A 21,128-nucleotide genomic window follows, 5' to 3' on the forward strand; every position below is an offset into this window, starting at 1 on the left:
TTTTCATCATTTAATTATCAAATCTCGCCATAATTGAGCTTTCATACGCCCATCAAGGATGCAGCGATAAGGGTGTGTGACGCATCTTACTGCAACTTGCCTGCCTTGCCAATCAATGCTTAATTGCCGTTGTGTATTTTTTCCAGCAAAAAACCAATGGTGCGCTAAGCCATCAATCACCCAAAGGGTGTTAATGCTTTCGGGCATCGACCACTGATCCGCAGCAATTGATTGCTTGGGTAATTGTTTAGCAGCTACAGGTTCTGTTAATGCACGAGCAAACCAACCTGCAGCCTGATAGTGCCCACAAGCGTTCAATGCTGCGTGCCAAAGCGCTGCTTCTGAATCGCTACGCCAAAATGTCCAAGCGTTTTGATCGCCTTGATAAAGCGGTGGTAACAACCAAGCTTCTGGCGCGCCCGCTTCATGTAAGATGCTCATATCGCGGGTAAGCTGTAATAGCGGTGGGTGGCTCAGATGCGCAACCCACCAATCAAGCGCCAGCGGCTCACTTGTCTCAAGCGGTTGTTGCGGCGTTTGATCGTTGAAGCTTTTCAGCAGCGCATCCATACGATCCGTGGTTTCTTGTAAGTCGAACGCCAACGCACCAGCGCATACTGATCGTGGCAACCAGCGTTGATACCCTAGCAATGCAAGGGTCATCCCCGCGCAGTCGCTTAACGGCTCAAGCCTATCAATCATGGGCTTTCTTGCGTTGGCGGCGCCAGTAGCGCCAAACTGACCACAGTGGCCCATGCAGTGCATAAGCGCCAAAAATTAAAAACAGCATCAAAGGTGGTTCTAGAAAGATCAACGCGATGATTGCTGCTGGCACAAACGCGCGTGAAAATGGAATGCGCCCTTCAAGCTTAAACGTTTTGAAGCTGTAATAGCTGATGTTCGCAACCATCGCCAAACCAACACACACCACAATAATCGCCGGCAGCAGCGCATATTGACTCATCGCAAAATCATAGCGTGCGCCCACCCACACAAAGCTCGTTACCACTGCCGCTGCAGCTGGACTCGGCAGACCAACAAAAAAAGCTTTATCGACTTGCTCAACCTGAATATTAAATCGTGCCAATCGCAGCGCGGCACAAGCGGTATAAATAAACGCTGACATTGCGCCAAGCTTGGTCGGTAATAGTGGATCAGAGATCGAGCCATGTAACGCCCATTGGTAAATCAAGATCGAAGGCGCAACACCAAATGAAATCAGATCCGAGAGCGAATCGTATTGCACGCCAAAGTCCGATTCTGTTTTGGTCCAGCGCGCCACCCGTCCATCAAAGCCATCAAAAATCATTGCGACAAAAATCAACACTGCCGCATGATCAAACCTGCCATTAATCGCTGCTAAAATCGCATAAAATCCACAGAATAATGCAGCAGTGGTTACTGCATTAGGCAAAATATAGATCGTACGATAGCCTTTCATTAGGCCTCCCCTACTAATTCTTTGTGCACGCGCGCAAGCGCAGCCGCCGGATCTTTGGCTCGACTAATCGGCCGTCCAATCACTAAATAATCACTCCCTGCAGCCACAGCTTCACGCGGCGTCATCACTCGCGATTGATCATTTTTAGCTGCCCATGCTGGACGAATACCAGGCGTCACCGTGTAAAAACCAGCACCATGAGCCGCTTTGACGGCTGAGGCTTCTTGTGCCGAACACACCACACCATCTAAACCGGCATCAGCGGTCAATTGGGTTAGCGCGGACACGTGATCGTTGAGCGCTCTTGCTACGCCAAGCGCTGGCAATTCATCCTGCGACATACTGGTGAGCACAGTCACACCAATCAATAACGGTTTACGTTCATAACCATCAAGCGCATTAACCGCCGCGCGCATCATCGCCTCACCACCGCTGGCATGCACATTAACCATCCACACCCCTAAATCGGCAGCTGCTTGAACGGCTTCAGCCACTGTGTTGGGAATATCGTGGTATTTCAAATCCAAAAATACCTCATGACCCAGATCGTGCAAACCCTGGACAACGCTTGGCCCACAGCGCGTAAACAGCGCTTTGCCCACTTTCATTCGACAAAGCTTTGGCGAACAACATTCTGCTAAATGCATCGCCTTATCGTAACTATCCACATCCAGGGCAACCAGTACTGATCGTGAACTCATCGTTGCTCCATTTTTAACTCTAGCACCGCTTGAAAACTGTTCCATGAAAAACATGCTGGGCAATGCCAGCAAGGGCGTTGCTGACGAAACCCACAATCATGGCATTGATAAATCGTTTGTGGTTTCAGTGCACTGATAATTTCTTCGCTGTGATCTTCTAAGGGCACATGGTGACGCAGGCAGCTCCAAACAAGGAGCGGGTTACGCTGACCAGCCACCGCCTGTTCTAACACAACACGCGCCTCATACGGTTGATCCAAAGCGGCCAGTTCATCAGCAATTGCAGTTTGTAATCGCGCTTTGTCGTAGCGGCTGGCTAATTCTTTAAGCCAGCTACGGTACGCATCTTTTTGATTGATCGCCAGATGCGCTTTGCGCAAAGAAGGCAATAATTCCGGAATATGCGCTGGTGAAAGATCCGCGGTTGACTGTAAAGCATGAATTGCTGATAAATAACGCGCATCGTCAAGTGCACATTCGCCCAGCAACATATTCGCACGGATACAACCATGATCACGCCCCAAAGCGGATTGTAAATACGCTTGTGCGGCCCCTTTATCGCCACGCGCTCTCGCTTCAATCGCCAACTCACAATCGTATTGCCCCAGCGCACGTGATTTATCGCCATAGCCGCTATCCTGCCAAAGTTGTGCCATATCTTGCGCGGCTTGCCAATTACCGGTTCGCTCATAGACATCGATTAGCACCGCCATAACGCGTTGCTCTGATTGATCGTTAAATAAAGCCTCAAAAATCGATTGTGCCTGTGCGAACATCCCGGCAGCGCGGTAATCTTCGCCCAATTCAAACTGAATATTGCGTTTTTGTCGCGGTTCTGTGGTTTGTTCAGCGAGCTGCTGATGCAGATGTAGCGCACGATCAAGCTCGCCACGCTTTCGAAACAGGCTACCGAGGGTTAATTGGTTGTCAATGGTTTGATGATCAAGCGCCGACATATTGACGAACACATCAACCGCTTTATCGGTTTGATCGTTCAGCAGATAGCTTAAGCCCTCAAAATACGCCGCTCGTGAACGATTTTGTCTCAGCATGCGTGCTTCTTTGCGCATCGCAACCCACCAGCCGCTCCACGCAGCTAGTGGCAACAAAAAAATCACCAACCATTGCGCCATTTATGCGGCTTGTTCAGAATGAAAATCAGAGCGAATGTTTGCTTTACGCTGTGCTTCGTGTTCGTAATCGATTTGTTTTTGCAGTTTTTTCGCACGTGAGCGCCAAACCATCGCACGCAGGCCAAACACAGCCAACGAGAAGAGCGCACCAATCACAAAGCTCATCGCCATCACCAGCACCAACGGCCATTGCCCTTCGCCAAGTAAATAGTTAAACGTTACCATGTCGCTATTGAGTAAGCCCATCAAAATAAACACCACACCAAACAGCGCGATGAACGCATAGTTAAACCATTTTTGAATCATATTTTCTCTCCGATGATGCTTGCAGTAGAAAGTGGTATTGTGCCACGGTTGCGGCAAAACCGCGAGTTAACGCTTCAACGGTTAAGGCGTGCCCAATCGAGACTTCATCCGGCTGACACGCACGCACAAACCCCGCCACATTCGCCAAATCCAAGTCATGGCCGGCATTAACGCCGAGACCGATTGAGCGCGCATAAGCTGTGTGTTCGGTAAAAGTGGCCAGCGAAGCCACATAGCGCTCGCCACCCTGCTCAAACGCCCGTGCATACGGCTCAGTATGTAATTCAATCCGTGCCACACCAAGCGCTTGTGCTGCGGCAATTTCCTCACGCTGACAATCCATAAACAGGCTCACACGAATACCCGCCTCATGCAAGCGTGCCACCACCTCAGTCAATTGCCCGCGATGTTCTCGCACCGCCCAGCCATGATCTGAAGTGAGCTGTCCTGGCGCGTCTGGCACTAAAGTAACTTGTGCTGGACGCACCGCGCATACCGCATCAAGAAAATCTGCGTTTGGATAGCCTTCGATATTTAATTCAGCACCATCGTAGTCAGCCACCACCACAGCGAGTGTCTCGATATCTGCATAAGTTGCGTGTCGCTGATCCGGGCGTGGATGAATCGTGACCCCAGCTGCGCCATGCTGCAACGCCAAATGGGCAAAATCGGCCACATTCGGATAATCACGCCCACGCGCATTACGCAACAAGGCGATTTTATTTAAGTTAACGCTGAGTGCAGTCATTAATTGAACCCCAATACATCAGCCATGGTGTATAAACCTGGGGGTTGATCGACCAACCAAGCTGCTGCTTGCAACGCGCCCTGGGCAAAAATCACCCGATCGCTAGCGCGGTGACTAAGCTCAATGCGCTCTTTGTCGCTGGTGAAATACACCGTATGTTCACCAACCACTTCCCCGCTTCGCATCACCGCAAACCCAATATCATCCGCGCCACGACGTTGCTGATACGGATAAACCATTCGCGCATCAAAATCACTCTCTTGTGCCTCAGCCACTGCTTCACCCAAACGCAACGCTGTGCCCGATGGTGCGTCATCTTTATGTTTGTGGTGGATATCTAAAATATCGACATTCCAGTTTTTAAACGGTAGCGCTTTGGCCACTTGACGGCTGACTTCAATCAACACATTAACCCCAACACTGGTATTGGCCGCCAAAATAATCGGGATATCGCGCGCAGCATCTTCAATCCATTTCTTCGCTTCATGGTTAAAACCAGTAGTACCGATCATCAAAGGTTTACGCTGTTTTCGACACACCGAAAGCAAGGCCAGCGTGGCTTCAGGACGGGTAAAATCGACCACCACATCGCCCGCGGCACAAAACTGATCATGATTACTTGTTGCACGCACTGTGCCCACATCAATACCCGTGTGTTTGGCAATCGATTCTCCAGCCCAAGCATGCCCATTGCGCACAAAACCGCTACCAAGGGTTAACGCGTCCTGCTCGCTAATTAAACGCAAAATCGCCTGGCCCATTTTCCCATCGACTGCGTGAACCGCCACTTTCATCATTTGTCCTCTTTTATCTCGTGGTTTATGATACCCATCTTAGTTCCGAACCCACTCACCAGATTCACCATGAGCAAGCGAGACACCTTTGCCGAGCTGATTGGCAACGTCGATAACGTCAAACGCTCGGACACTCATCCGAATTTTCAGCGCCAGGCCAAAGTGCGGATCCGCAAACGTCGCCATCGCGACCCCATAGTGCACCGATCGTTTCAGCGCATCAGCCATAATTTTGACCGCATTGATCCGCGCTTATTTCATGCCATGCAGTATAACCGAATCACTGCCGATCGCGTGATCGATTTACACGGCTTGCACGTCGATCACGCCCTGCGCGTATTACAAGATGCGCTCAACGAACGGCGCAATCGTCATCTGAGTTGTTGGCAAATCGTTCACGGCAAAGGCAATAACAGCCCACATTATGATCGCGCCCCGCTCAAACATGCGGTTATCGAGCTCATTCTCAACCACAGCGATATTGCAGCCGTGTGTGAGATCATCGACACAGATGGCAGAAGCGGCGCACTTGTGATCGCGCTTCATCCAGCTTAGTTTTTAGTGCTACGCACGCAACGCTGCAACAGCAGCAGGAATATTGTCTTGCCCACAAATCGCAGAAATCACTGCGATCCCTTGCGGATTAACCTGCCGCACAGCTGAAGCACGCTCAGCGTTAATCCCGCCTATCGCTACCCCAGGCACCCGCTTAACCGCAACCAACTCTGCCAAGCCATCCAAGCCCAGCGCTGGTTTCGCATCGGCTTTAGACGATGTGCTGTACACCGGCCCCATACCAATATAATTAACCACCGCTGGATCTGCGGCCTGCGCTTCATGCGAATTATGCGTTGATAACCCTAAAATCTTATCTTTTCCGAGCAAACGCCGTGCCACAGCAACCGGTAAATCGTCTTGTCCAATATGCAGCCCGTCAGCGTCCACGGCTAAGGCAATATCGAGTTGGTCATTAATGATCAGAGGTACACGCGCCGCGGCACAAAGCGGCTTTAACGCAAGCGCCACCTCATACCAATCACGCCGCGACCACGCCGTTTTATGACCGCGCAATTGTAATACACTCACCCCAGCATTGAGCGCCAGTTTTGCCGTATCGATTAGGCGCTCTCGAGAGCCACATACCGCTGCATCGAGCACCAAATAAAGTGATAAATCAATGACCATTCATCCTACCGTTTCTTTGCACGCAGCATTCAACCCGCTTACTCATACGTTAATCCATCTAATAGCGCCTGCGCAAAGCTGCCAAGCCCGGTATGTTGTGCTGCGGCCAAATCCCCAGCATGCTTCATCACCGCGCAAGCGGCTGCCGCATGATCAAGCACATTACCTTCAGCCACAAAAGCCGCAACCAAAGCTGAAAGTGTACAGCCACAAGCCGTTACTCGCGTTTGTAACACACTACCACCTTCGGTATAGCGCATCAGCGCACCATCGGTTATATAATCCCGTGCACCAGTGACAACTACGACACAACGGTAACGTTTAGCCAAGGCTTGCGCAGCCTCTTGCGCTTCATCACTACTTGATAGGCTATCTGCGCCACGAATGCGCCCCGACTCACCAGCAAGAAACAAAATCTCGCCAGCGTTACCACGAATAACCGCCGGCTGATAAGTCAGTAATTCATACACAAAATCGCGCCGAAAACGCAACACATCGCCAACAGCCACCGGATCTAACACCCAAGGCTTATGATGCTTCTGTGCTTGTTCAGCCGCCTCACGCATACCATCCAACTGATCACGCTGTAGCGTACCCACATTAATCAGTAGATTTGCCGCCAGCGGCGTAAAGTGTTGCACCTCTTCTGGTGCAGTTACCATCGCCGGACTCGCACCAGCGGCGAGTAACACATTGGCGGTAAATGCAGCAGCAACTTGATTGGTCATACAATGTACCAAAGGCGTTTTCTTGGCCATCGCCTGCCAAGTCATATTCGCCTGTTCAAAGGTCATGCGTTGCATACCTTAACACTCCTTTTTCATGATAATCGCATCCTCACGACCATTAGCAATTGGGTAATAATCACGCCGTCTTGCGATTTCTTGATAACCCAAGTTTTCATATAAACGCTGTGCCGCCAGATTACTCTCGCGAACTTCTAGAAAAAACTGCGTGATACCAGAAGCAACCAAGCGCTGTTCGCTGTGTGCAAGCACTTTTTTTCCGTAACCTAAACGCTGATAAACCTCATCAACCGCAATACTAAGCAGCGTTGCCTCATCACAAACCACCTGCCAACAGGCAAAGGCAATCAACTTTTGCTGGTCAAACAGTCCATCGATTTGCGCGATATCATCGGCACTTGGCTGATACACATTTACTGCTTGCGCCAACGCCTGAACCGCACCGAGTTGCTGCGTACTAATCATCACAAAACCCAATATTTAGCTAGGAGATAAAACAATGCCGGCGCAAAGTCCGGCATTAAAATGATCATAAAATATGCATCAGCTGATTTTCATGCCGGCTTTCGCGCGCCCGCCTTGCAAGAGAATCTGCAAGGTTTCATCATCGCTTGCAGAAAGGATCATCCCTTCGCTGAGCCCAAAACGCATTTTTCGTGGCTTAAGGTTGGCGATATAGACCACCAACTGGCCGTCGAGCTCTTCTGGTGCATGGAATTTTTTAATCCCGGAAAATACCTGACGCTGGCCTAATTCACCTACGTCTAAGGTAAATTGTAGCAGTTTATCCGCGCCTTCCACCGGCTCACAACTCAGCACTTTTGCAATGCGCAAGTCGAGCTTGGCGAAATCGTCAATCGTAATCCAATCTTCTTGGTTTTCTACAGGTTGTTCATTAGCTGTTTGCATGGTGTTCTCCGCACGTAAATCTTCTTTGCTATCGGCAATAATCGCGTCAATATCTTTATCTTCGATGCGCTGCATCAACGGCTTAAATTTACCAATACGATGATCAAGCAGTGGTTGTGTTGCATCCGCCCATGTAAGCGGCTCAATGTGTAAAAACGCTTCAGCATCAGCAGCCACTTGCGGTAACACCGGCTTTAAATAAACCATCAACTGACGGAACGCATTTAAGCCAACTGTGGCAATCGCTTGCACATCCGCTTTGCTCGCTTCGTCTTTGATCTTAACCCACGGCTTTTCTGCATCGATATATTCATTCGCCGCATCGGCTAATTGCATGATCTCACGCATCGCTTGGGCATACTCACGTTGCTCATAATACTGAGCAATTTTTTCTCCACGTGCCGCAAAATCAACAAACAGATGGTTTTCTGGTAACGCATCGCTAAGCTGTCCATCAAAATGTTTGATGATAAACGGCGCACAACGACTCGCCAGATTGACCAACTTCCCGACCAGATCGCTGTTCACACGATTTTTGAAATCATCCATACTTAAATCAATATCTTCCACACGTGAGCTCAACTTCGCCGCGTAGTAATAGCGTAAATATTCAGGACGCAAATGACGCAAATAGGTCGCTGCCTGGATAAAGGTGCCGCGCGATTTACTCATTTTTTCGCCATTAACGGTCAAAAAGCCATGACAAAACACACCAGTTGGCGTGCGATAGCCTGCGCCTTTAAGCATCGCCGGCCAAAAGAGCATGTGGAAATAAGCAATGTCTTTACCGATAAAGTGATAAAGCTCAGCATCGCTATCTGCGCCCCAAAACGCCTCAAAATCGAGCCCTTCTCGATCACATAACGCTTGGAAGCTCGCCATGTAGCCGACTGGCGCATCCAGCCACACATAAAAATATTTATCTTTTTTACCCGGAATTTCAAACCCCCAATAAGGCGCGTCACGGCTGATATCCCACGCTTTTAAGCCACTTTCAAACCATTCTGCTAATTTATTACGCATCGAGGTTTGCAAATTAACGTCTTGATCGTTCAACCAGCCTTTTAAAAACGCCTCAAACTGCGGCAGATCAAAGAAATAATGCTCGCTATCGCGCAGCTCAGGTGATGCACCAGAGAGTACAGAATAGGGCTCAAGCAGCTCCGTTGGTGCGTAAGTCGCCCCACACACCTCACAGTTATCCCCATACTGATCTTTGCTTTTGCATTTAGGACACGTCCCTTTGATAAAGCGATCGGGTAAAAACATCTGTTTTTCCACATCATAGGCTTGCTCGATCACCTTGGTAAGAATGTAGCCTTGCTCGTCTAACGACTGATAAATTTTACCCGTGTAATGCTGGTTTTCAGCGCTGTGCGTAGTATGAAACTGATGATGGTTAACTAAAAAGCCCTGAAAATCGGCCTGATGCTCGGCATGGCTCTTATCGATCAGCGTCTGTGGGGTTAAGCCCTCTTTTTCAGCGCGCAACATAATCGGCGTTCCGTGCGCATCATCAGCACAAACATAATGGCATTCATGCCCGCGCAGTTGCTGAAAACGCACCCAGATATCGGTTTGAATATACTCAACCAAATGCCCGATATGAATCGGCCCATTGGCATAAGGCAACGCGCTGGTCACCAAAATACGGCGTGGTGCTGTGGTGTTCATGAACTCATCTTGTGTTAAAAAAGTCTCGATATTGTAGCAAATACCCTTGCTATATGAGGGGTAAATTCCTACCAGACTTCGCATAAAATAACTAATGATTTTAAATAACGCTTACTGTTATGATAGGTATTATGGTTTCATGCGAGAGACAGGATGAATCAAGCAATTACCAGTGCTGATCTCAAAACCATTCTTCATTCTAAACGCGCCAATATTTATTACTTGGAGCACTGCCGCGTAATGCAAAAAGATGGCCGTGTGCTCTATCTCACCGAAGCTGAAAAAGAAAACCACTACTACAATATCCCCATTGCCAATACCACCTGCATTTTACTCGCCACAGGTACGTCTATCACCCAAGCTGCTATGCGCATGCTCGCCAGCGCTGGTGTTTTGGTTGGTTTCTGCGGTGGTGGCGGTACACCGCTTTTGATGGCCACCGAAATTCAGTGGCTTTGCCCACAAAGCGAATATCGCCCCACTGAATACGTACAAGGCTGGTTAAGCTGGTGGTTTAATGATAGCAAACGCCTGCAAGCAGCCAAACTGTTTCAACACGCACGCCTAGATTTTTTAACCCACGTGTGGCAAAAAGACCGTGAACTCAAAGCTGAAGGGTTTAACATCGCACATCTTACATCATCATTAGACGAACAGCGCGCGCAAATCTCTCTGCAAAACAGCACGATGAACCTGCTACAACTCGAAGCTCGACTCACCAAACAACTATACAAATTTGCCGCCACCCAAACCAAACAAATGGGCTTTAGCCGTAACCATGAAGGTCTGGACAAAGCTAATGCTTTCTTGAACCACGGTAACTATTTAGCCTATGGATTAGGTGCAACCACTGCCTGGGTATTAGGCATTCCTCACGGTTTCGCCGTCATGCATGGCAAAACGCGACGCGGCGCACTCGTATTTGACATCGCCGATTTGATTAAAGACGCACTGGTTCTGCCCACAGCATTTATCTGTGCTAAAGAAAACGCCAGCGAACAAGCGTTTCGCCAACAATGCTTGCAAATATTCACCAAGCACAACGTATTGGATTATATGTTCGATGTCGTCAAAGCCGTCGCGCTCAAAACCGATTGGACAGGCGATAAGGATGTACCAACATGATGGTCATCTTTGTCAGCCAGTGTGAGAAAAAAGCCCTCAAACGCACCCGTCGTGTGCTGGACGCTTTTGCTGACCGTATTGGTGATAACACATGGCAAACTGTGATTACTGAAGAAGGACTACAAACAGTCAAAAATTTACTGCGCAAAACCGCCAGCAAAAACACCGCAGTGAGCTGCCACTGGATACGCACACGCGCAAGGTCTGACTTGCTGTGGGTGGTAGGACAAAAAAATATCTTTGATTATCGTGGCATGGTGGCGGTGAATCGTACTAAACGAAATATATTGCATTCAGAATGGGAAAATAATTGGCACTACATCAGCAGCATTCAAACAATAGCGACACTTGCTGCTCTGTTACATGACATCGGGAAATCTACGCTTGGCTTCCAAAATAAGCTTCATGAATACACAGGTAAAGGTGACCCATACCGGCATGAGTGGATTTCACTCAAATTATTTGAAGCATTAATAAAAGACTGTGACACAGACGAGCAATGGCTCAGCAGGTTTCAAAAGATTGATACATGGCTTAAACATAATCAATCTGACAATTTTTTAAAAAACTGCAATCAAGATAACGTTGATATTTCAACAATGCCGCCGTTAGCTCAATGGGTAGCATGGTTGATAGCAACCCACCACCGGCTACCACCTTTCAAAAAAGTCTATTACACACCAAAAGCAAAAGAAAAACTTAGAGGTCAAACCAAAGAAATCAAACCAACGCTTTTAAGGTATTACGAAAAGTATTTTCAGGCTTTTGATTATTGGGTGAAAAACCCCAAAACATTGGATGAATCCACAGAATCATTTTGTAAAAACTTCTGGCAATATGAAACGCTCGTCATCCACAGCCCTGAATGGCAAAAGCATTTAGCAAGATGGAGTAAAAAAGCCTTGCAAGATAGCACGTTAAACCAACTGGCATTGGATGCAAGTAATGATAATGCATGTATCAGTGACGCGTTTCTGATGTATCTCTCACGGCTTTGCCTGATGGTGGGAGACCATAACTATTCAAGCTTACCAATCCAGCACAAGCGCTGTGCAACAGGCTCTCGTGAATTTAGCAAAATTATTGCCAATACAACCAAAAATGTGGATGGGGAAAATCAGGCTAAGCAAGCGCTAGATGAACACTTAATTGGAGTAGCAAATTTTTCTGCACAATTTGCACACCGTTTACCCATCATAGCTAATGAACTGCCAAGCTTAAAAAATCAATCATCCTTATCAAACCCCACTACATCTAAACGTTTTGGCTGGCAAAATAAAGCATTCGAATTGGCAAAAAATATTCAACAAGAATCCCAAAAAAATGGCTTTTTTGGCGTTAATATGGCGTCTACGGGGTGCGGCAAAACCATTGGCAATGCACGAATCATGTATGGTTTGGCAGACCCTAAAAAAGGCGCTCGATTTATCATTGCGCTTGGTTTGCGTGTATTGACATTGCAAACCGGGCAAAGCCTCCGCAAAGATTTACGCCTTAATGAATCACAACTAGCTATATTGGTCGGTGGTCAAGCGCAAAAACAATTGTTTGAATTTAACCAAGAAAGCACAGCTGAAAAACAAGAAATCACTGGAGAAAAGCAGTTAGCATATGGCAGCACATGGGGCAGTGAGTCGAGTGATGAACTAATTGATGAAATGGTGCATAGTGACATTGACTATAGTGACTATGATGCTCTCAATCTTGGCACGATCATTGAAAACTCTAAGATGCGTGATTTACTTTTTGCGCCCGTAATTACATGTACTATTGATCATATTATCCAAGCTAGCGAATGTAAACGTGGCGGTAAATATATTGCCCCAATGCTGCGCTTACTCAGTGGTGACCTCGTTTTAGATGAGCCAGATGACTTTGACCAAGATGATTTGCCAGCACTGTCACGACTGGTTCATTTGGCAGGATTATTTGGGTCACGAGTCTTGCTCTCATCAGCAACGCTTACCCCCGACCTAGTAACAGGCCTGTTCTCTGCTTATCAGGCTGGGCGAAAGCAATTTAACAAGTCTCAAAACACACCTGAGCCACAAGTGGTTTGCGCTTGGTTTGATGAAAACAGTAAAAATATCTCTTCTGTTAATTGTAATAATAATGACGATTTTTCCAAGCAGCACCAAAACTTTGTAAAAAAGCGTGCAGACTTCTTAGCTGAGCAACCTGTTAGAAGAAAAGCGGAGATAATGCCACTCTCCTTGGATTATATTAAAGAAAATGCTGAGCTATTTTATAGCAAACTAGGGCAAGAGATTTTATACGGTGCTGAACGTCTTCATAGTTATTACCATCAAGTCGAACCTAACAGCCAAAAACAAGTCAGTATAGGATTGGTTCGAATTGCTAATATTAAGAACATCATTGGTCTTGCAAAGCAGCTGTTTGAAACAGTTAAAGTATCTGACGATACGCATATTCATTTAAGCTGCTATCACGCGAAACAATTATTGATTTTGAGAAATGCACTGGAAGTTAAACTAGACCGCATTTTGCATCGTGAAGAAGATAGTTTGGATGCTCTATTTAGTCATAAAGAAATAAATAATGCATTGAATAAAAGTGACGCACGCAAACATATTTTTATCGTGTTGGCGACATCAGTTGCAGAAGTGGGAAGAGATCATGACTATGATTGGGCGATTGTAGAGCCATCATCCATGCGCTCAATTATTCAATTAGCTGGACGCATATGGCGTCACCGACAAACAAAAATAGCTAATGAAATCAATATGTTGGTTATGCAGCACAACATTAGGTACTTTACGCGTCGCATGAACCAGCCAGTGTTTACTAAACCAGGGTTTGAAAGTAAATACTTCAAACCTACAAACTATGATGTGCATAAACTTGTACCTGAGAATCAGTTAGAACACATAGATGCCAGACCGCGTATTGAAAAGCCGACGACTGAAAACCCATCACAAAAAACTGAAATTGATAGCTTATGCAAACTTGAGCATGAAGTCATGGGGACATTGCTCAATAGCCCTAACCTGAATTTTGTCAATGCATACTGGGATACTCAAGCCACCGCAAATAGAGCGCATACTCACTTGCAGCAAATAAGCGAGTTTCGCGTAGGAACACCTCAAGAAGATTTTTTACTCTTACCTGACACAGATGCGACATACCCTGAAAGCATTAGAGAGTTTCTTCCTTTTTATACTGAGGATGTGTTTGAAAAAAAACATGAAGCCACACCACAATCACAGTACATCAGACCTCTTGACTATACGTTCAATCATCCACAAATTTCACCATGGTTGATAACGTCTTTAGTGGATGCGCTTAACCAATTAAAAGAAAAAGAATCTGACAAAAGTCTGAAAAGTTTGTCGATGAGTTATAACAGTGTGTCGCTAGAGAGCAACCAAAATGGTTGGTGCTTTCATGAGTTTTTTGGATTTATGCGAAATTAAATGGCAAGACTGTATTTTATTTAGCCAATTGAAAACAGTAACATTTTACAAAGGAGATATATATGAAAAAAATTACGCCAGAATTGGCAAGATCAACTATTCTGGGTTTCCTCGATAATCAACTAAATAAAAAAACAGAAAAAGAAATTAAGAGTTTAGCGAAAGCAATCAAAAACAAGGAAACGGAAAAGATATTAGAAATTGAAAACAAAATTGAAAGAATAAAAAATGACTATGAACTCGAAGTTTGGATGGATAGAGCTGCTAATTGGATGGCAAATCAAATCGGCTTTGGAAGCCATATATCAAAAGGAATACATCCTAGCTCCAAGGGAGACAATATCAACTTTGTTCCAAGCACTCAGTTACCAAAAAACCTCGTAGGACACCAGTCAGTTAAAACACACAAACTAGACGCTAGCGGTAATGCAGCTGCATTACCTCTTTTTTCCCTGTTTGACTGTTCAGTTATTGACAACAAAAAGATAAAGCATTTCATTATTGATAATGATGACAATTTTAAAGCCGCTTTTTCAAATGATAAAAAGCTTTCTTTACAATACTTCAATATTTTCAGAAATTTGTTGCTTGCTCAACCTACTCAGCCAAAAACAAGTAAGTATAACAAACAGATTCTCTGGAGCACTGGAGATAACTCATATACTTGCTTAATACCCTTATACCCTTCGTCTTTCACAAATTACATCTTTGAACGTGTAAACCACGTTAAATATTCTGATGAAATCAGCCAGAAAAGAAAAAATAGATTTTCTAATACTGGCGAAATGAGTTCATATCCTACATTAGAAAACTTAGCCGTAACTTTAATTGGTGGCAGCAATCCCCAAGGGGTAAGTCAGTTAATGAGTAAGCAACGTGGAAGAAATTACCTATTGCCTTCCATGCCTCCCAAACTAAAACCGAACGATAGTTTTAATGTATCAAAGTTTTCAAGCAGCATCTTTCAAAGTAAATCACTGCGATACCGTGCTAATCATCATATTGATGAAATATTAAAGGTGGTTAAATCCAACAAAAACAATGTGGACTGGCGTGATAATAGAAAAGACGCTATTGACGGCGTGCTTCACACATTGTTTTCAATTGCAAACGCAGTACGTACAGAAAAACCCGCAGGCTGGTCTAAAGGTTTTGATTTAGATATAGAAGAAAAGTTCTGGTTAGATCCAAATAGAGCTCAGCTCGAAGGCGAAGAGGAATTTAAAGAGAAAAGAGAGTCTACCGACTGGAATAAAATCATTATTACTCGTTTTGCCAACTGGATAAACGCATTACTCAAGGAAGCGTTTAAAGACATTAAACACGAATTTGCCAATCCCGAACACAATGAGTGGGAACGAGAAATAGAGGAGATGCTAAAACGCTATGAGCGCGCAGGTAAAGGAGTGTTTCTATGAACAACAGTATAAACCCCAAAGAGGTTGTAGGTTACATTCTCTTTAAGAGAGTGCAGATTATCAATGCCAATAGCATATCAAGCCCCATTACTTATGGTTTTCCGGCAATTACGGGATTCTTAGGAGCATTTCATGCGCTGTCTCGAAAAATGAGCACTAATGAAGCAGTAAACCCTTATAGCTTAGGAGGCGTGTTGTTAGCTTGCCATGACTGCCAACCTCAAGTATACCGTTCTAGCAAATACAGCAACTATACATTCAACCAAACACGCAATCCGATTAAAAAAGATGGCAAAACTGCATCCATCATCGAAGAGGGAAAATGCCATTTAACCATGAGCTTTGTGGTAGAAGTGTTAGGTGATGAAGCGCCAAGCTCAGAAGAAATAGAGATATTGATACAGCTGTGCAAACACTTGATACAGCAACAACGCATTGCAGGAGGCAGCGTTCATGGTTTGGACTCAAGCCTGCCCGTGTCATTTATTGAAGAGGAAGAAATTGACACACTAGCACCACTGCTGATGCCTGCTTTTGTACTCATGGATGCACAAGACACTTTTGCTGAGATTATTGAAGAACAGCAAAGTGAAAACCCTGAAAAAACAGCGTTAGATGCTTTGCTAGATGTCTGTACCTTACATCACATAACTGAACCTAGATTTAAAAACGGTGAACCCACGGGGGAATATACGTGGACAACCACATCCGTAAAATCAGGTCGCAGCTCAGGCTCAGGTTGGCTAGTTCCCATACCCATTGGCTATCAAGGTATATCCGATGTATTTGAACCAGAGTTAATGCAACATGCACGTAACCCTGAATATCCTAGCCAGTATGTAGAAGCTATTTACAGCCTAGGCAGATGGATTTATCCGCAACGTTTAACGGATGAATTTGAAAATGCGTTTTGGCGTTACAGCCATGATGCCAAACGTTCACTCTACCTTGTCACACAAGACAACCCATAAACCAAAACTTAACCAATACAGCATTTAAAATACGGAGATAAATTATGAGTAATTTACAAACAGCAAGCGTATTAGCATTTGAACGCAACCTTGATATTTCAGATGCATTTTTCTGGCAAACCAGTAGCCGCGATGAAAAAGGCAATGCTACACCTGTAACTATCAATGAAAAATCAGTACGTGGCACCATTAGTAATCGTTTGAAAAACGCGATTACTAATGACCCTGCCAAGTTGGATGCTGAGATAGAGAAAGCAAACCTACAACGTGTTGATGCAGCCGCACTTAATGAAAACTGTGACACCCTAATTGCCAAGTGGAGCTGTAAAGTTTTACCGTTTACTGGCCAGCCAAATGTCTGCAACAACCAAAACTACCAAAAAGCACTAATGGGTATTGTACAAGAATATCTAGCTGAATACGGCGTGAGTGAATTAGCGAAACGTTATGCAACAAATATCGCAAATGCCCGCTGGTTATGGCGCAATCGTGTGGGTGCTGAACGCATCGATGTGGTTGTAACCTGCAACAATGAGAGTCTTGAATTTGATGCTTTAAAAATCAATTTGAAAGGCTTCGATAGCAGTGATAACAATATAACGCAACTAGCTAAATTAATAGAGCAAGGGCTTACAGGTGAGAAATTTATTATTCTTTATGTTGAAGCTAAGGCTCACATGGGCTTTGGACAAGAGGTGTATCCCTCACAAGAGCTAATTTTAGATACAGGAAAAGCCAAGAGCAAAGTCCTTTACGAAATAAATGGCAAAGCAGGCATGCATTCACAAAAAGTCAGCAATGCTATTCGGACCATTGATACTTGGTATCCTGATTATCAAGACAACGGTTTTCCGATAGCTATTGAGCCTTATGGTGCTGTAACCACCTTGGGCAGCGCGTTTCGACAACCTAAACAAAAAATGGATTTTTATAGCTTATTTGATGCTTGGGTTTTAAAGGGCGAAAAACCCGAAGAAGAACAACAGCATTTTGTTATGGGTGTACTAATTCGCGGCGGTGTCTTTGGTGCCAGCGGTAAGGAGTAGTTTATGAATTATTACCAAGAACTAATCCTACTCTCCGACCCTGGCATATCACCATACTTTATATGGGGTAAGCTATACAAACAGCTCCACATTGCCTTGGCAAATATACATAACAACTACGGTATAAATAATATTGGCGTGAGTTTTCCTAACTATCGTTTTGAGCAAGGTGATGAAAAAACTTTTGCAACCTTAGGCAATAAACTACGTATATTTGCAAAACACGAGCATGATCTTCAAACACTAAACATAGCCAAATGGCTTGAGCGACTGACTGATTATGTACAAAATGAAAGTATTGAGTATGTACCAGATAATACTGGTCATATAATTGTTCAACGTTATCGGCACTATAACGAACAAAAACAAGCTGAAAAATTCGCGGCATTTAAAGACATCCCATATAAAGATGCACTAGAACACTGCAAAAAATATAAACGAGACAACCAAAGTTATCCATTTATCAACTTAAAAAGCGAGGGAAACAATCATTTTTATAAGTTAGCCATCAAACAAGAAAAGGCAGACAAGCCAGTACAAGGAACGTTTAACACATATGGAATAAATAACCTATCAAATAAAGTGACCGTTCCACACTGGTAATAACCCATAACAAAAAGGCAAAAATACCCTTTTGATACGCTCTTTAAAAACTTAATTAAAAATCATATAGTTGCAGTAAGTTAAAAAACAATTGGTGAATATTTGGTTTTTGTCACTAAACGCTTGCCACAACTATATTGTTCACCTTAAAATTCTAGTTCACCGCCGCACAGGCGGCTTAGAAATTGGGGATAAGCAATGTTGCTTCATACTTACCGTTCACCGCCGCACAGGCGGCTTAGAAAAGGTGAAGGTCATGGACCGAATACGAGGGCAAGTTCACCGCCGCACAGGCGGCTTAGAAATTAGACTCTCGAATTGATTGCATCTTTGTACTGTTCACCGCCGCACAGGCGGCTTAGAAAACAAGATCCACATGCCCAAGACGAATGGTTGGGTTCACCGCCGCACAGGCGGCTTAGAAAATACTTAACACCATACGGCAAATGAGTGATTAGTTCACCGCCGCACAGGCGGCTTAGAAATCATCAGTGATTCTTTGATCGCGTGATTTAGCGTTCACCGCCGCACAGGCGGCTTAGAAAACTGTATTGTTGCCGTGTTGTAATGTTTATTAGTTCACCGCCGCACAGGCGGCTTAGAAAAATTATACTTAAGAAGCCTTGCTGCAACAAAAGTTCACCGCCGCACAGGCGGCTTAGAAATTATGATTTTTACTTTGAATTGTACAAATTGCGTTCACCGCCGCACAGGCGGCTTAGAAAAAATCGCACGGATCGATTCCTTGATTTCTTGATGTTCACCGCCGCACAGGCGGCTTAGAAAATGTGGCGAATGAGCAGCTCAGAATCGCTGGTGTTCACCGCCGCACAGGCGGCTTAGAAAATGGACGTTCGCTATGGTTTGCGAATGAAACTGTTCACCGCCGCACAGGCGGCTTAGAAAATTGCCTGCGCAGCACCGTCGCTATCTTTTAGGTTCACCGCCGCACAGGCGGCTTAGAAAGTGTCTCCAGAGTGATAATGTGCCTTGATAAGGTTCACCGCCGCACAGGCGGCTTAGAAAGTCGTCTGTTTTTCCAAGTTCTTTGAGCATAGGTTCACCGCCGCACAGGCGGCTTAGAAAATTGGATTTACCACCTTTTTAGCGAGGCGTGAGTTCACCGCCGCACAGGCGGCTTAGAAAGACAAGCAAGATGCAAAGCTTATTGCTAATTAGTTCACCGCCGCACAGGCGGCTTAGAAAGCTATTTTCTGAAGATCCAGAGCCATTACCTGGTTCACCGCCGCACAGGCGGCTTAGAAATATTAACGTAGCGATTTGGCAAGCGTAACGGTGTTCACCGCCGCACAGGCGGCTTAGAAATTTGTGATCTCTAAAGAATCGTTGAATCGCTTGTTCACCGCCGCACAGGCGGCTTAGAAAGCTATGACGATGTTTAGCGAACCGCATAATATGTTCACCGCCGCACAGGCGGCTTAGAAATTCATGATAAGCGTTAAGCGCTTGATCAACTGGTTCACCGCCGCACAGGCGGCTTAGAAAATTTAGTGGCGGCAGGTCTATTTACTTTAATAGTTCACCGCCGCACAGGCGGCTTAGAAAAGATCTTTATTTAAAATCGACGCACCATCATCGTTCACCGCCGCACAGGCGGCTTAGAAATAACGGTCGGGCTTACGCCGTAAAGAAATTACGTTAGCCGCCGCACAGGCGGCTTAGAAAAACTTGAGACATAGACAATTTTTCACTCATAAGTTAGCCGCCGCACAGGCGGCTTAGAAATCTCGTCCGTCTATGTTCAATGTGGCAAAATCGTTAGCCGCCGCACAGGCGGCTTAGAAATCAATAATAAACTGCCAGAGCATGCCATCAATGTTAGCCGCCGCACAGGCGGCTTAGAAATTAAATGCTGGTGAAAATATCGGCGGTGATTTGTTAGCCGCCGCACAGGCGGCTTAGAAATCAAAAAAATCGAGGATATGCTCTTTAAACTCGTTAGCCGCCGCACAGGCGGCTTAGAAAGATTTTGTATGCAGAGTACACAAACAGCCGAGGTTAGCCGCCGCACAGGCGGCTTAGAAACAAACAATCTCACTTGAAACGATCATCCTTTCGTTAGCCGCCGCACAGGCGGCTTAGAAAAGCTAGTAGCTGAAGATCCGCTGACTGGTTATGTTAGCCGCCGCACAGGCGGCTTAGAAACTCAATATAAAGCTTGCTACCTTTGCGGCAATGTTAGCCGCCGCACAGGCGGCTTAGAAAATACATTGGCCACTTAAAAAACCCTGTTCAGGGTTAGCCGCCGCACAGGCGGCTTAGAAATATATCAGCGCGTTGGCGAGACAGATCAATACGTTAGCCGCCGCACAGGCGGCTTAGAAACATTTCTTCGAAAATGCCCGTTGAGTATTTAGGTTAGCCGCCGCACAGGCGGCTTAGAAACAAGACGATATCGCTGATCTATTCGGTGTATCGTTCGCCGCCGCACAGGCGGCTTAGAAATGTATTCGTCGCTTCTGGCGGCAACGTAGGCAGTTCGCCGCCGCACAGGCGGCTTAGAAATTTCGGCAACAGAATCGCTTCACCATCTTTGAGTTAGCCGCCGCACAGGCGGCTTAGAAAGTTTTAGCGCGTGCGTTATATCTAAATACACCGTTAGCCGCCGCACAGGCGGCTTAGAAATCTTGTAATGGGATAATCCCCCCATCCTTGTCGTTAGCCGCCGCACAGGCGGCTTAGAAACACCAGAAGCAGAACGTAAAAAACTAGACACACGTTAGCCGCCGCACAGGCGGCTTAGAAAATCAAATATCCCTGCAATGCACATCATCACCAGCTCTAGGTTTTCTAATTAGACAGATAACTCGTTAAGTTTATCGATGAGCGTTGTGGTAGTTAGGTGATCGATGTGTTCTTTGCTATCTTGATTT

Annotated in this window: 18 protein-coding genes and 1 CRISPR repeat array; of the genes, 7 read left to right on the plus strand and 11 right to left on the minus strand. The window is 45.6% G+C overall.

From position 1 onward, the window contains the following. Window positions 1–6 precede the first annotated feature (6 nt). From L0B52_RS02345 to dapB, 7 genes are read right to left on the minus strand one after another with little or no spacing between them, the layout of a single operon-like run. Window positions 7–702 carry a hypothetical protein gene (locus L0B52_RS02345; protein WP_235064935.1) on the minus strand — a complete coding sequence of 232 codons (696 nt, stop codon included), beginning with the start codon at window positions 700–702 and terminating at the stop codon, window positions 7–9. After that, on the minus strand, window positions 695–1,441 hold the full coding sequence (gene pssA, locus L0B52_RS02350; RefSeq protein WP_235064936.1) for a CDP-diacylglycerol--serine O-phosphatidyltransferase: 747 nt from the start codon (window positions 1,439–1,441) through the stop codon (window positions 695–697). Before pssA ends, L0B52_RS02345 begins: the two co-directional genes overlap by 8 nt. Continuing rightward, window positions 1,441–2,142: an orotidine-5'-phosphate decarboxylase gene (gene pyrF, locus L0B52_RS02355; protein WP_235064937.1), complete on the minus strand. Its 702-nt coding sequence runs from the start codon at window positions 2,140–2,142 to the stop codon at window positions 1,441–1,443. Before pyrF ends, pssA begins: the two co-directional genes overlap by 1 nt. After that, on the minus strand, window positions 2,139–3,275 hold the full coding sequence (locus L0B52_RS02360; protein ID WP_235064938.1) for a lipopolysaccharide assembly protein LapB: 1,137 nt from the start codon (window positions 3,273–3,275) through the stop codon (window positions 2,139–2,141). The genes pyrF and L0B52_RS02360 overlap by 4 nt, the downstream gene beginning before the upstream one ends. Further along, window positions 3,276–3,581, minus strand: a complete 306-nt coding sequence (locus tag L0B52_RS02365) for a lipopolysaccharide assembly LapA domain-containing protein (RefSeq protein WP_235064939.1) — start codon at window positions 3,579–3,581, stop codon at window positions 3,276–3,278. It lies immediately after the preceding gene. Continuing rightward, window positions 3,562–4,329, minus strand: coding sequence for a pyridoxine 5'-phosphate synthase (locus tag L0B52_RS02370; protein ID WP_235064940.1), 768 nt, complete (start codon window positions 4,327–4,329; stop codon window positions 3,562–3,564). The genes L0B52_RS02365 and L0B52_RS02370 overlap by 20 nt, the downstream gene beginning before the upstream one ends. Beyond that, complete coding sequence (gene dapB, locus L0B52_RS02375; protein WP_235064941.1) at window positions 4,329–5,126, minus strand: 4-hydroxy-tetrahydrodipicolinate reductase; 798 nt, start codon at window positions 5,124–5,126, stop codon at window positions 4,329–4,331. Before dapB ends, L0B52_RS02370 begins: the two co-directional genes overlap by 1 nt. Before the next feature lie 66 nt (window positions 5,127–5,192). Here dapB and L0B52_RS02380 point away from each other — a divergent pair, with 66 nt between their 5' ends. Further along, complete coding sequence (locus tag L0B52_RS02380; protein WP_235064942.1) at window positions 5,193–5,678, plus strand: Smr/MutS family protein; 486 nt, start codon at window positions 5,193–5,195, stop codon at window positions 5,676–5,678. Window positions 5,679–5,687: 9 nt separating this feature from the next. On the opposite strand, the gene thiE is transcribed toward L0B52_RS02380, so the two are convergent. The 4 genes from thiE to metG all read right to left on the minus strand — a co-directional run bounded on the left by thiE (window position 5,688) and on the right by metG (window position 9,637). Then, window positions 5,688–6,308 carry a thiamine phosphate synthase gene (gene thiE, locus L0B52_RS02385; RefSeq protein ID WP_235064943.1) on the minus strand — a complete coding sequence of 207 codons (621 nt, stop codon included), beginning with the start codon at window positions 6,306–6,308 and terminating at the stop codon, window positions 5,688–5,690. 38 nt (window positions 6,309–6,346) lie between these two features. Then, window positions 6,347–7,111, minus strand: coding sequence for a hydroxyethylthiazole kinase (gene thiM, locus L0B52_RS02390; protein WP_235064944.1), 765 nt, complete (start codon window positions 7,109–7,111; stop codon window positions 6,347–6,349). 3 nt (window positions 7,112–7,114) lie between these two features. After that, window positions 7,115–7,519 (minus strand): ribosomal protein S18-alanine N-acetyltransferase, encoded by a 405-nt coding sequence (gene rimI / locus L0B52_RS02395; protein WP_235064945.1) that lies wholly within the window; start codon window positions 7,517–7,519, stop codon window positions 7,115–7,117. Window positions 7,520–7,597: 78 nt separating this feature from the next. Beyond that, entirely contained in the window at window positions 7,598–9,637 is a 2,040-nt protein-coding gene (gene metG, locus L0B52_RS02400) for a methionine--tRNA ligase (RefSeq protein ID WP_235064946.1), read from the minus strand. Between the two features lie 153 nt (window positions 9,638–9,790). Here metG and cas1f point away from each other — a divergent pair, with 153 nt between their 5' ends. From cas1f to cas6f, 6 genes are all read left to right on the plus strand, one after another. Then, window positions 9,791–10,762, plus strand: coding sequence for a type I-F CRISPR-associated endonuclease Cas1f (gene cas1f, locus L0B52_RS02405; RefSeq protein WP_235064947.1), 972 nt, complete (start codon window positions 9,791–9,793; stop codon window positions 10,760–10,762). Then, window positions 10,759–14,196: a type I-F CRISPR-associated helicase Cas3f gene (cas3f, locus tag L0B52_RS02410; RefSeq protein ID WP_235064948.1), complete on the plus strand. Its 3,438-nt coding sequence runs from the start codon at window positions 10,759–10,761 to the stop codon at window positions 14,194–14,196. The genes cas1f and cas3f overlap by 4 nt, the downstream gene beginning before the upstream one ends. A gap of 62 nt (window positions 14,197–14,258) precedes the next feature. Then, window positions 14,259–15,614, plus strand: coding sequence for a type I-F CRISPR-associated protein Csy1 (gene csy1 / locus L0B52_RS02415; protein WP_235064949.1), 1,356 nt, complete (start codon window positions 14,259–14,261; stop codon window positions 15,612–15,614). Next, window positions 15,611–16,585, plus strand: a complete 975-nt coding sequence (csy2, locus tag L0B52_RS02420; RefSeq protein WP_235064950.1) for a type I-F CRISPR-associated protein Csy2 — start codon at window positions 15,611–15,613, stop codon at window positions 16,583–16,585. The genes csy1 and csy2 overlap by 4 nt, the downstream gene beginning before the upstream one ends. A 44-nt stretch (window positions 16,586–16,629) precedes the next feature. Next, window positions 16,630–17,631 carry a type I-F CRISPR-associated protein Csy3 gene (gene csy3 / locus L0B52_RS02425; protein ID WP_235064951.1) on the plus strand — a complete coding sequence of 334 codons (1,002 nt, stop codon included), beginning with the start codon at window positions 16,630–16,632 and terminating at the stop codon, window positions 17,629–17,631. A gap of 3 nt (window positions 17,632–17,634) precedes the next feature. After that, complete coding sequence (gene cas6f, locus L0B52_RS02430; protein WP_235064952.1) at window positions 17,635–18,234, plus strand: type I-F CRISPR-associated endoribonuclease Cas6/Csy4; 600 nt, start codon at window positions 17,635–17,637, stop codon at window positions 18,232–18,234. Between the two features lie 157 nt (window positions 18,235–18,391). Beyond that, window positions 18,392–21,001: a CRISPR direct-repeat array (repeat unit 28 nt; unit sequence GTTCACCGCCGCACAGGCGGCTTAGAAA). Window positions 21,002–21,128 lie beyond the last annotated feature (127 nt).

Origin of the sequence: Suttonella sp. R2A3 (assembly GCF_021513215.1) — a bacterium.
In the GTDB taxonomy this organism is placed as follows: Bacteria; Pseudomonadota; Gammaproteobacteria; order Cardiobacteriales; family Cardiobacteriaceae; genus JAHUUI01.

What these genes read in the sequence shown, in the direction of transcription:
- csy3 (WP_235064951.1), top strand. Translation starts at nt 16,630, where the DNA reads ATGAGTAATTTACAAACAGCAAGCGTATTAGCATTTGAACGCAACCTT.
- pssA (WP_235064936.1), bottom strand. Translation starts at nt 1,441, where the DNA reads ATGAAAGGCTATCGTACGATCTATATTTTGCCTAATGCAGTAACCACT.
- thiM (WP_235064944.1), bottom strand. Translation starts at nt 7,111, where the DNA reads ATGCAACGCATGACCTTTGAACAGGCGAATATGACTTGGCAGGCGATG.
- cas1f (WP_235064947.1), top strand. Translation starts at nt 9,791, where the DNA reads ATGAATCAAGCAATTACCAGTGCTGATCTCAAAACCATTCTTCATTCT.
- thiE (WP_235064943.1), bottom strand. Translation starts at nt 6,308, where the DNA reads ATGGTCATTGATTTATCACTTTATTTGGTGCTCGATGCAGCGGTATGT.
- csy1 (WP_235064949.1), top strand. Translation starts at nt 14,259, where the DNA reads ATGAAAAAAATTACGCCAGAATTGGCAAGATCAACTATTCTGGGTTTC.
- cas3f (WP_235064948.1), top strand. Translation starts at nt 10,759, where the DNA reads ATGATGGTCATCTTTGTCAGCCAGTGTGAGAAAAAAGCCCTCAAACGC.
- L0B52_RS02365 (WP_235064939.1), bottom strand. Translation starts at nt 3,581, where the DNA reads ATGATTCAAAAATGGTTTAACTATGCGTTCATCGCGCTGTTTGGTGTG.
- pyrF (WP_235064937.1), bottom strand. Translation starts at nt 2,142, where the DNA reads ATGAGTTCACGATCAGTACTGGTTGCCCTGGATGTGGATAGTTACGAT.
- cas6f (WP_235064952.1), top strand. Translation starts at nt 17,635, where the DNA reads ATGAATTATTACCAAGAACTAATCCTACTCTCCGACCCTGGCATATCA.
- rimI (WP_235064945.1), bottom strand. Translation starts at nt 7,519, where the DNA reads ATGATTAGTACGCAGCAACTCGGTGCGGTTCAGGCGTTGGCGCAAGCA.
- csy2 (WP_235064950.1), top strand. Translation starts at nt 15,611, where the DNA reads ATGAACAACAGTATAAACCCCAAAGAGGTTGTAGGTTACATTCTCTTT.
- L0B52_RS02380 (WP_235064942.1), top strand. Translation starts at nt 5,193, where the DNA reads ATGAGCAAGCGAGACACCTTTGCCGAGCTGATTGGCAACGTCGATAAC.
- L0B52_RS02345 (WP_235064935.1), bottom strand. Translation starts at nt 702, where the DNA reads ATGATTGATAGGCTTGAGCCGTTAAGCGACTGCGCGGGGATGACCCTT.
- metG (WP_235064946.1), bottom strand. Translation starts at nt 9,637, where the DNA reads ATGAACACCACAGCACCACGCCGTATTTTGGTGACCAGCGCGTTGCCT.
- dapB (WP_235064941.1), bottom strand. Translation starts at nt 5,126, where the DNA reads ATGATGAAAGTGGCGGTTCACGCAGTCGATGGGAAAATGGGCCAGGCG.
- L0B52_RS02370 (WP_235064940.1), bottom strand. Translation starts at nt 4,329, where the DNA reads ATGACTGCACTCAGCGTTAACTTAAATAAAATCGCCTTGTTGCGTAAT.
- L0B52_RS02360 (WP_235064938.1), bottom strand. Translation starts at nt 3,275, where the DNA reads ATGGCGCAATGGTTGGTGATTTTTTTGTTGCCACTAGCTGCGTGGAGC.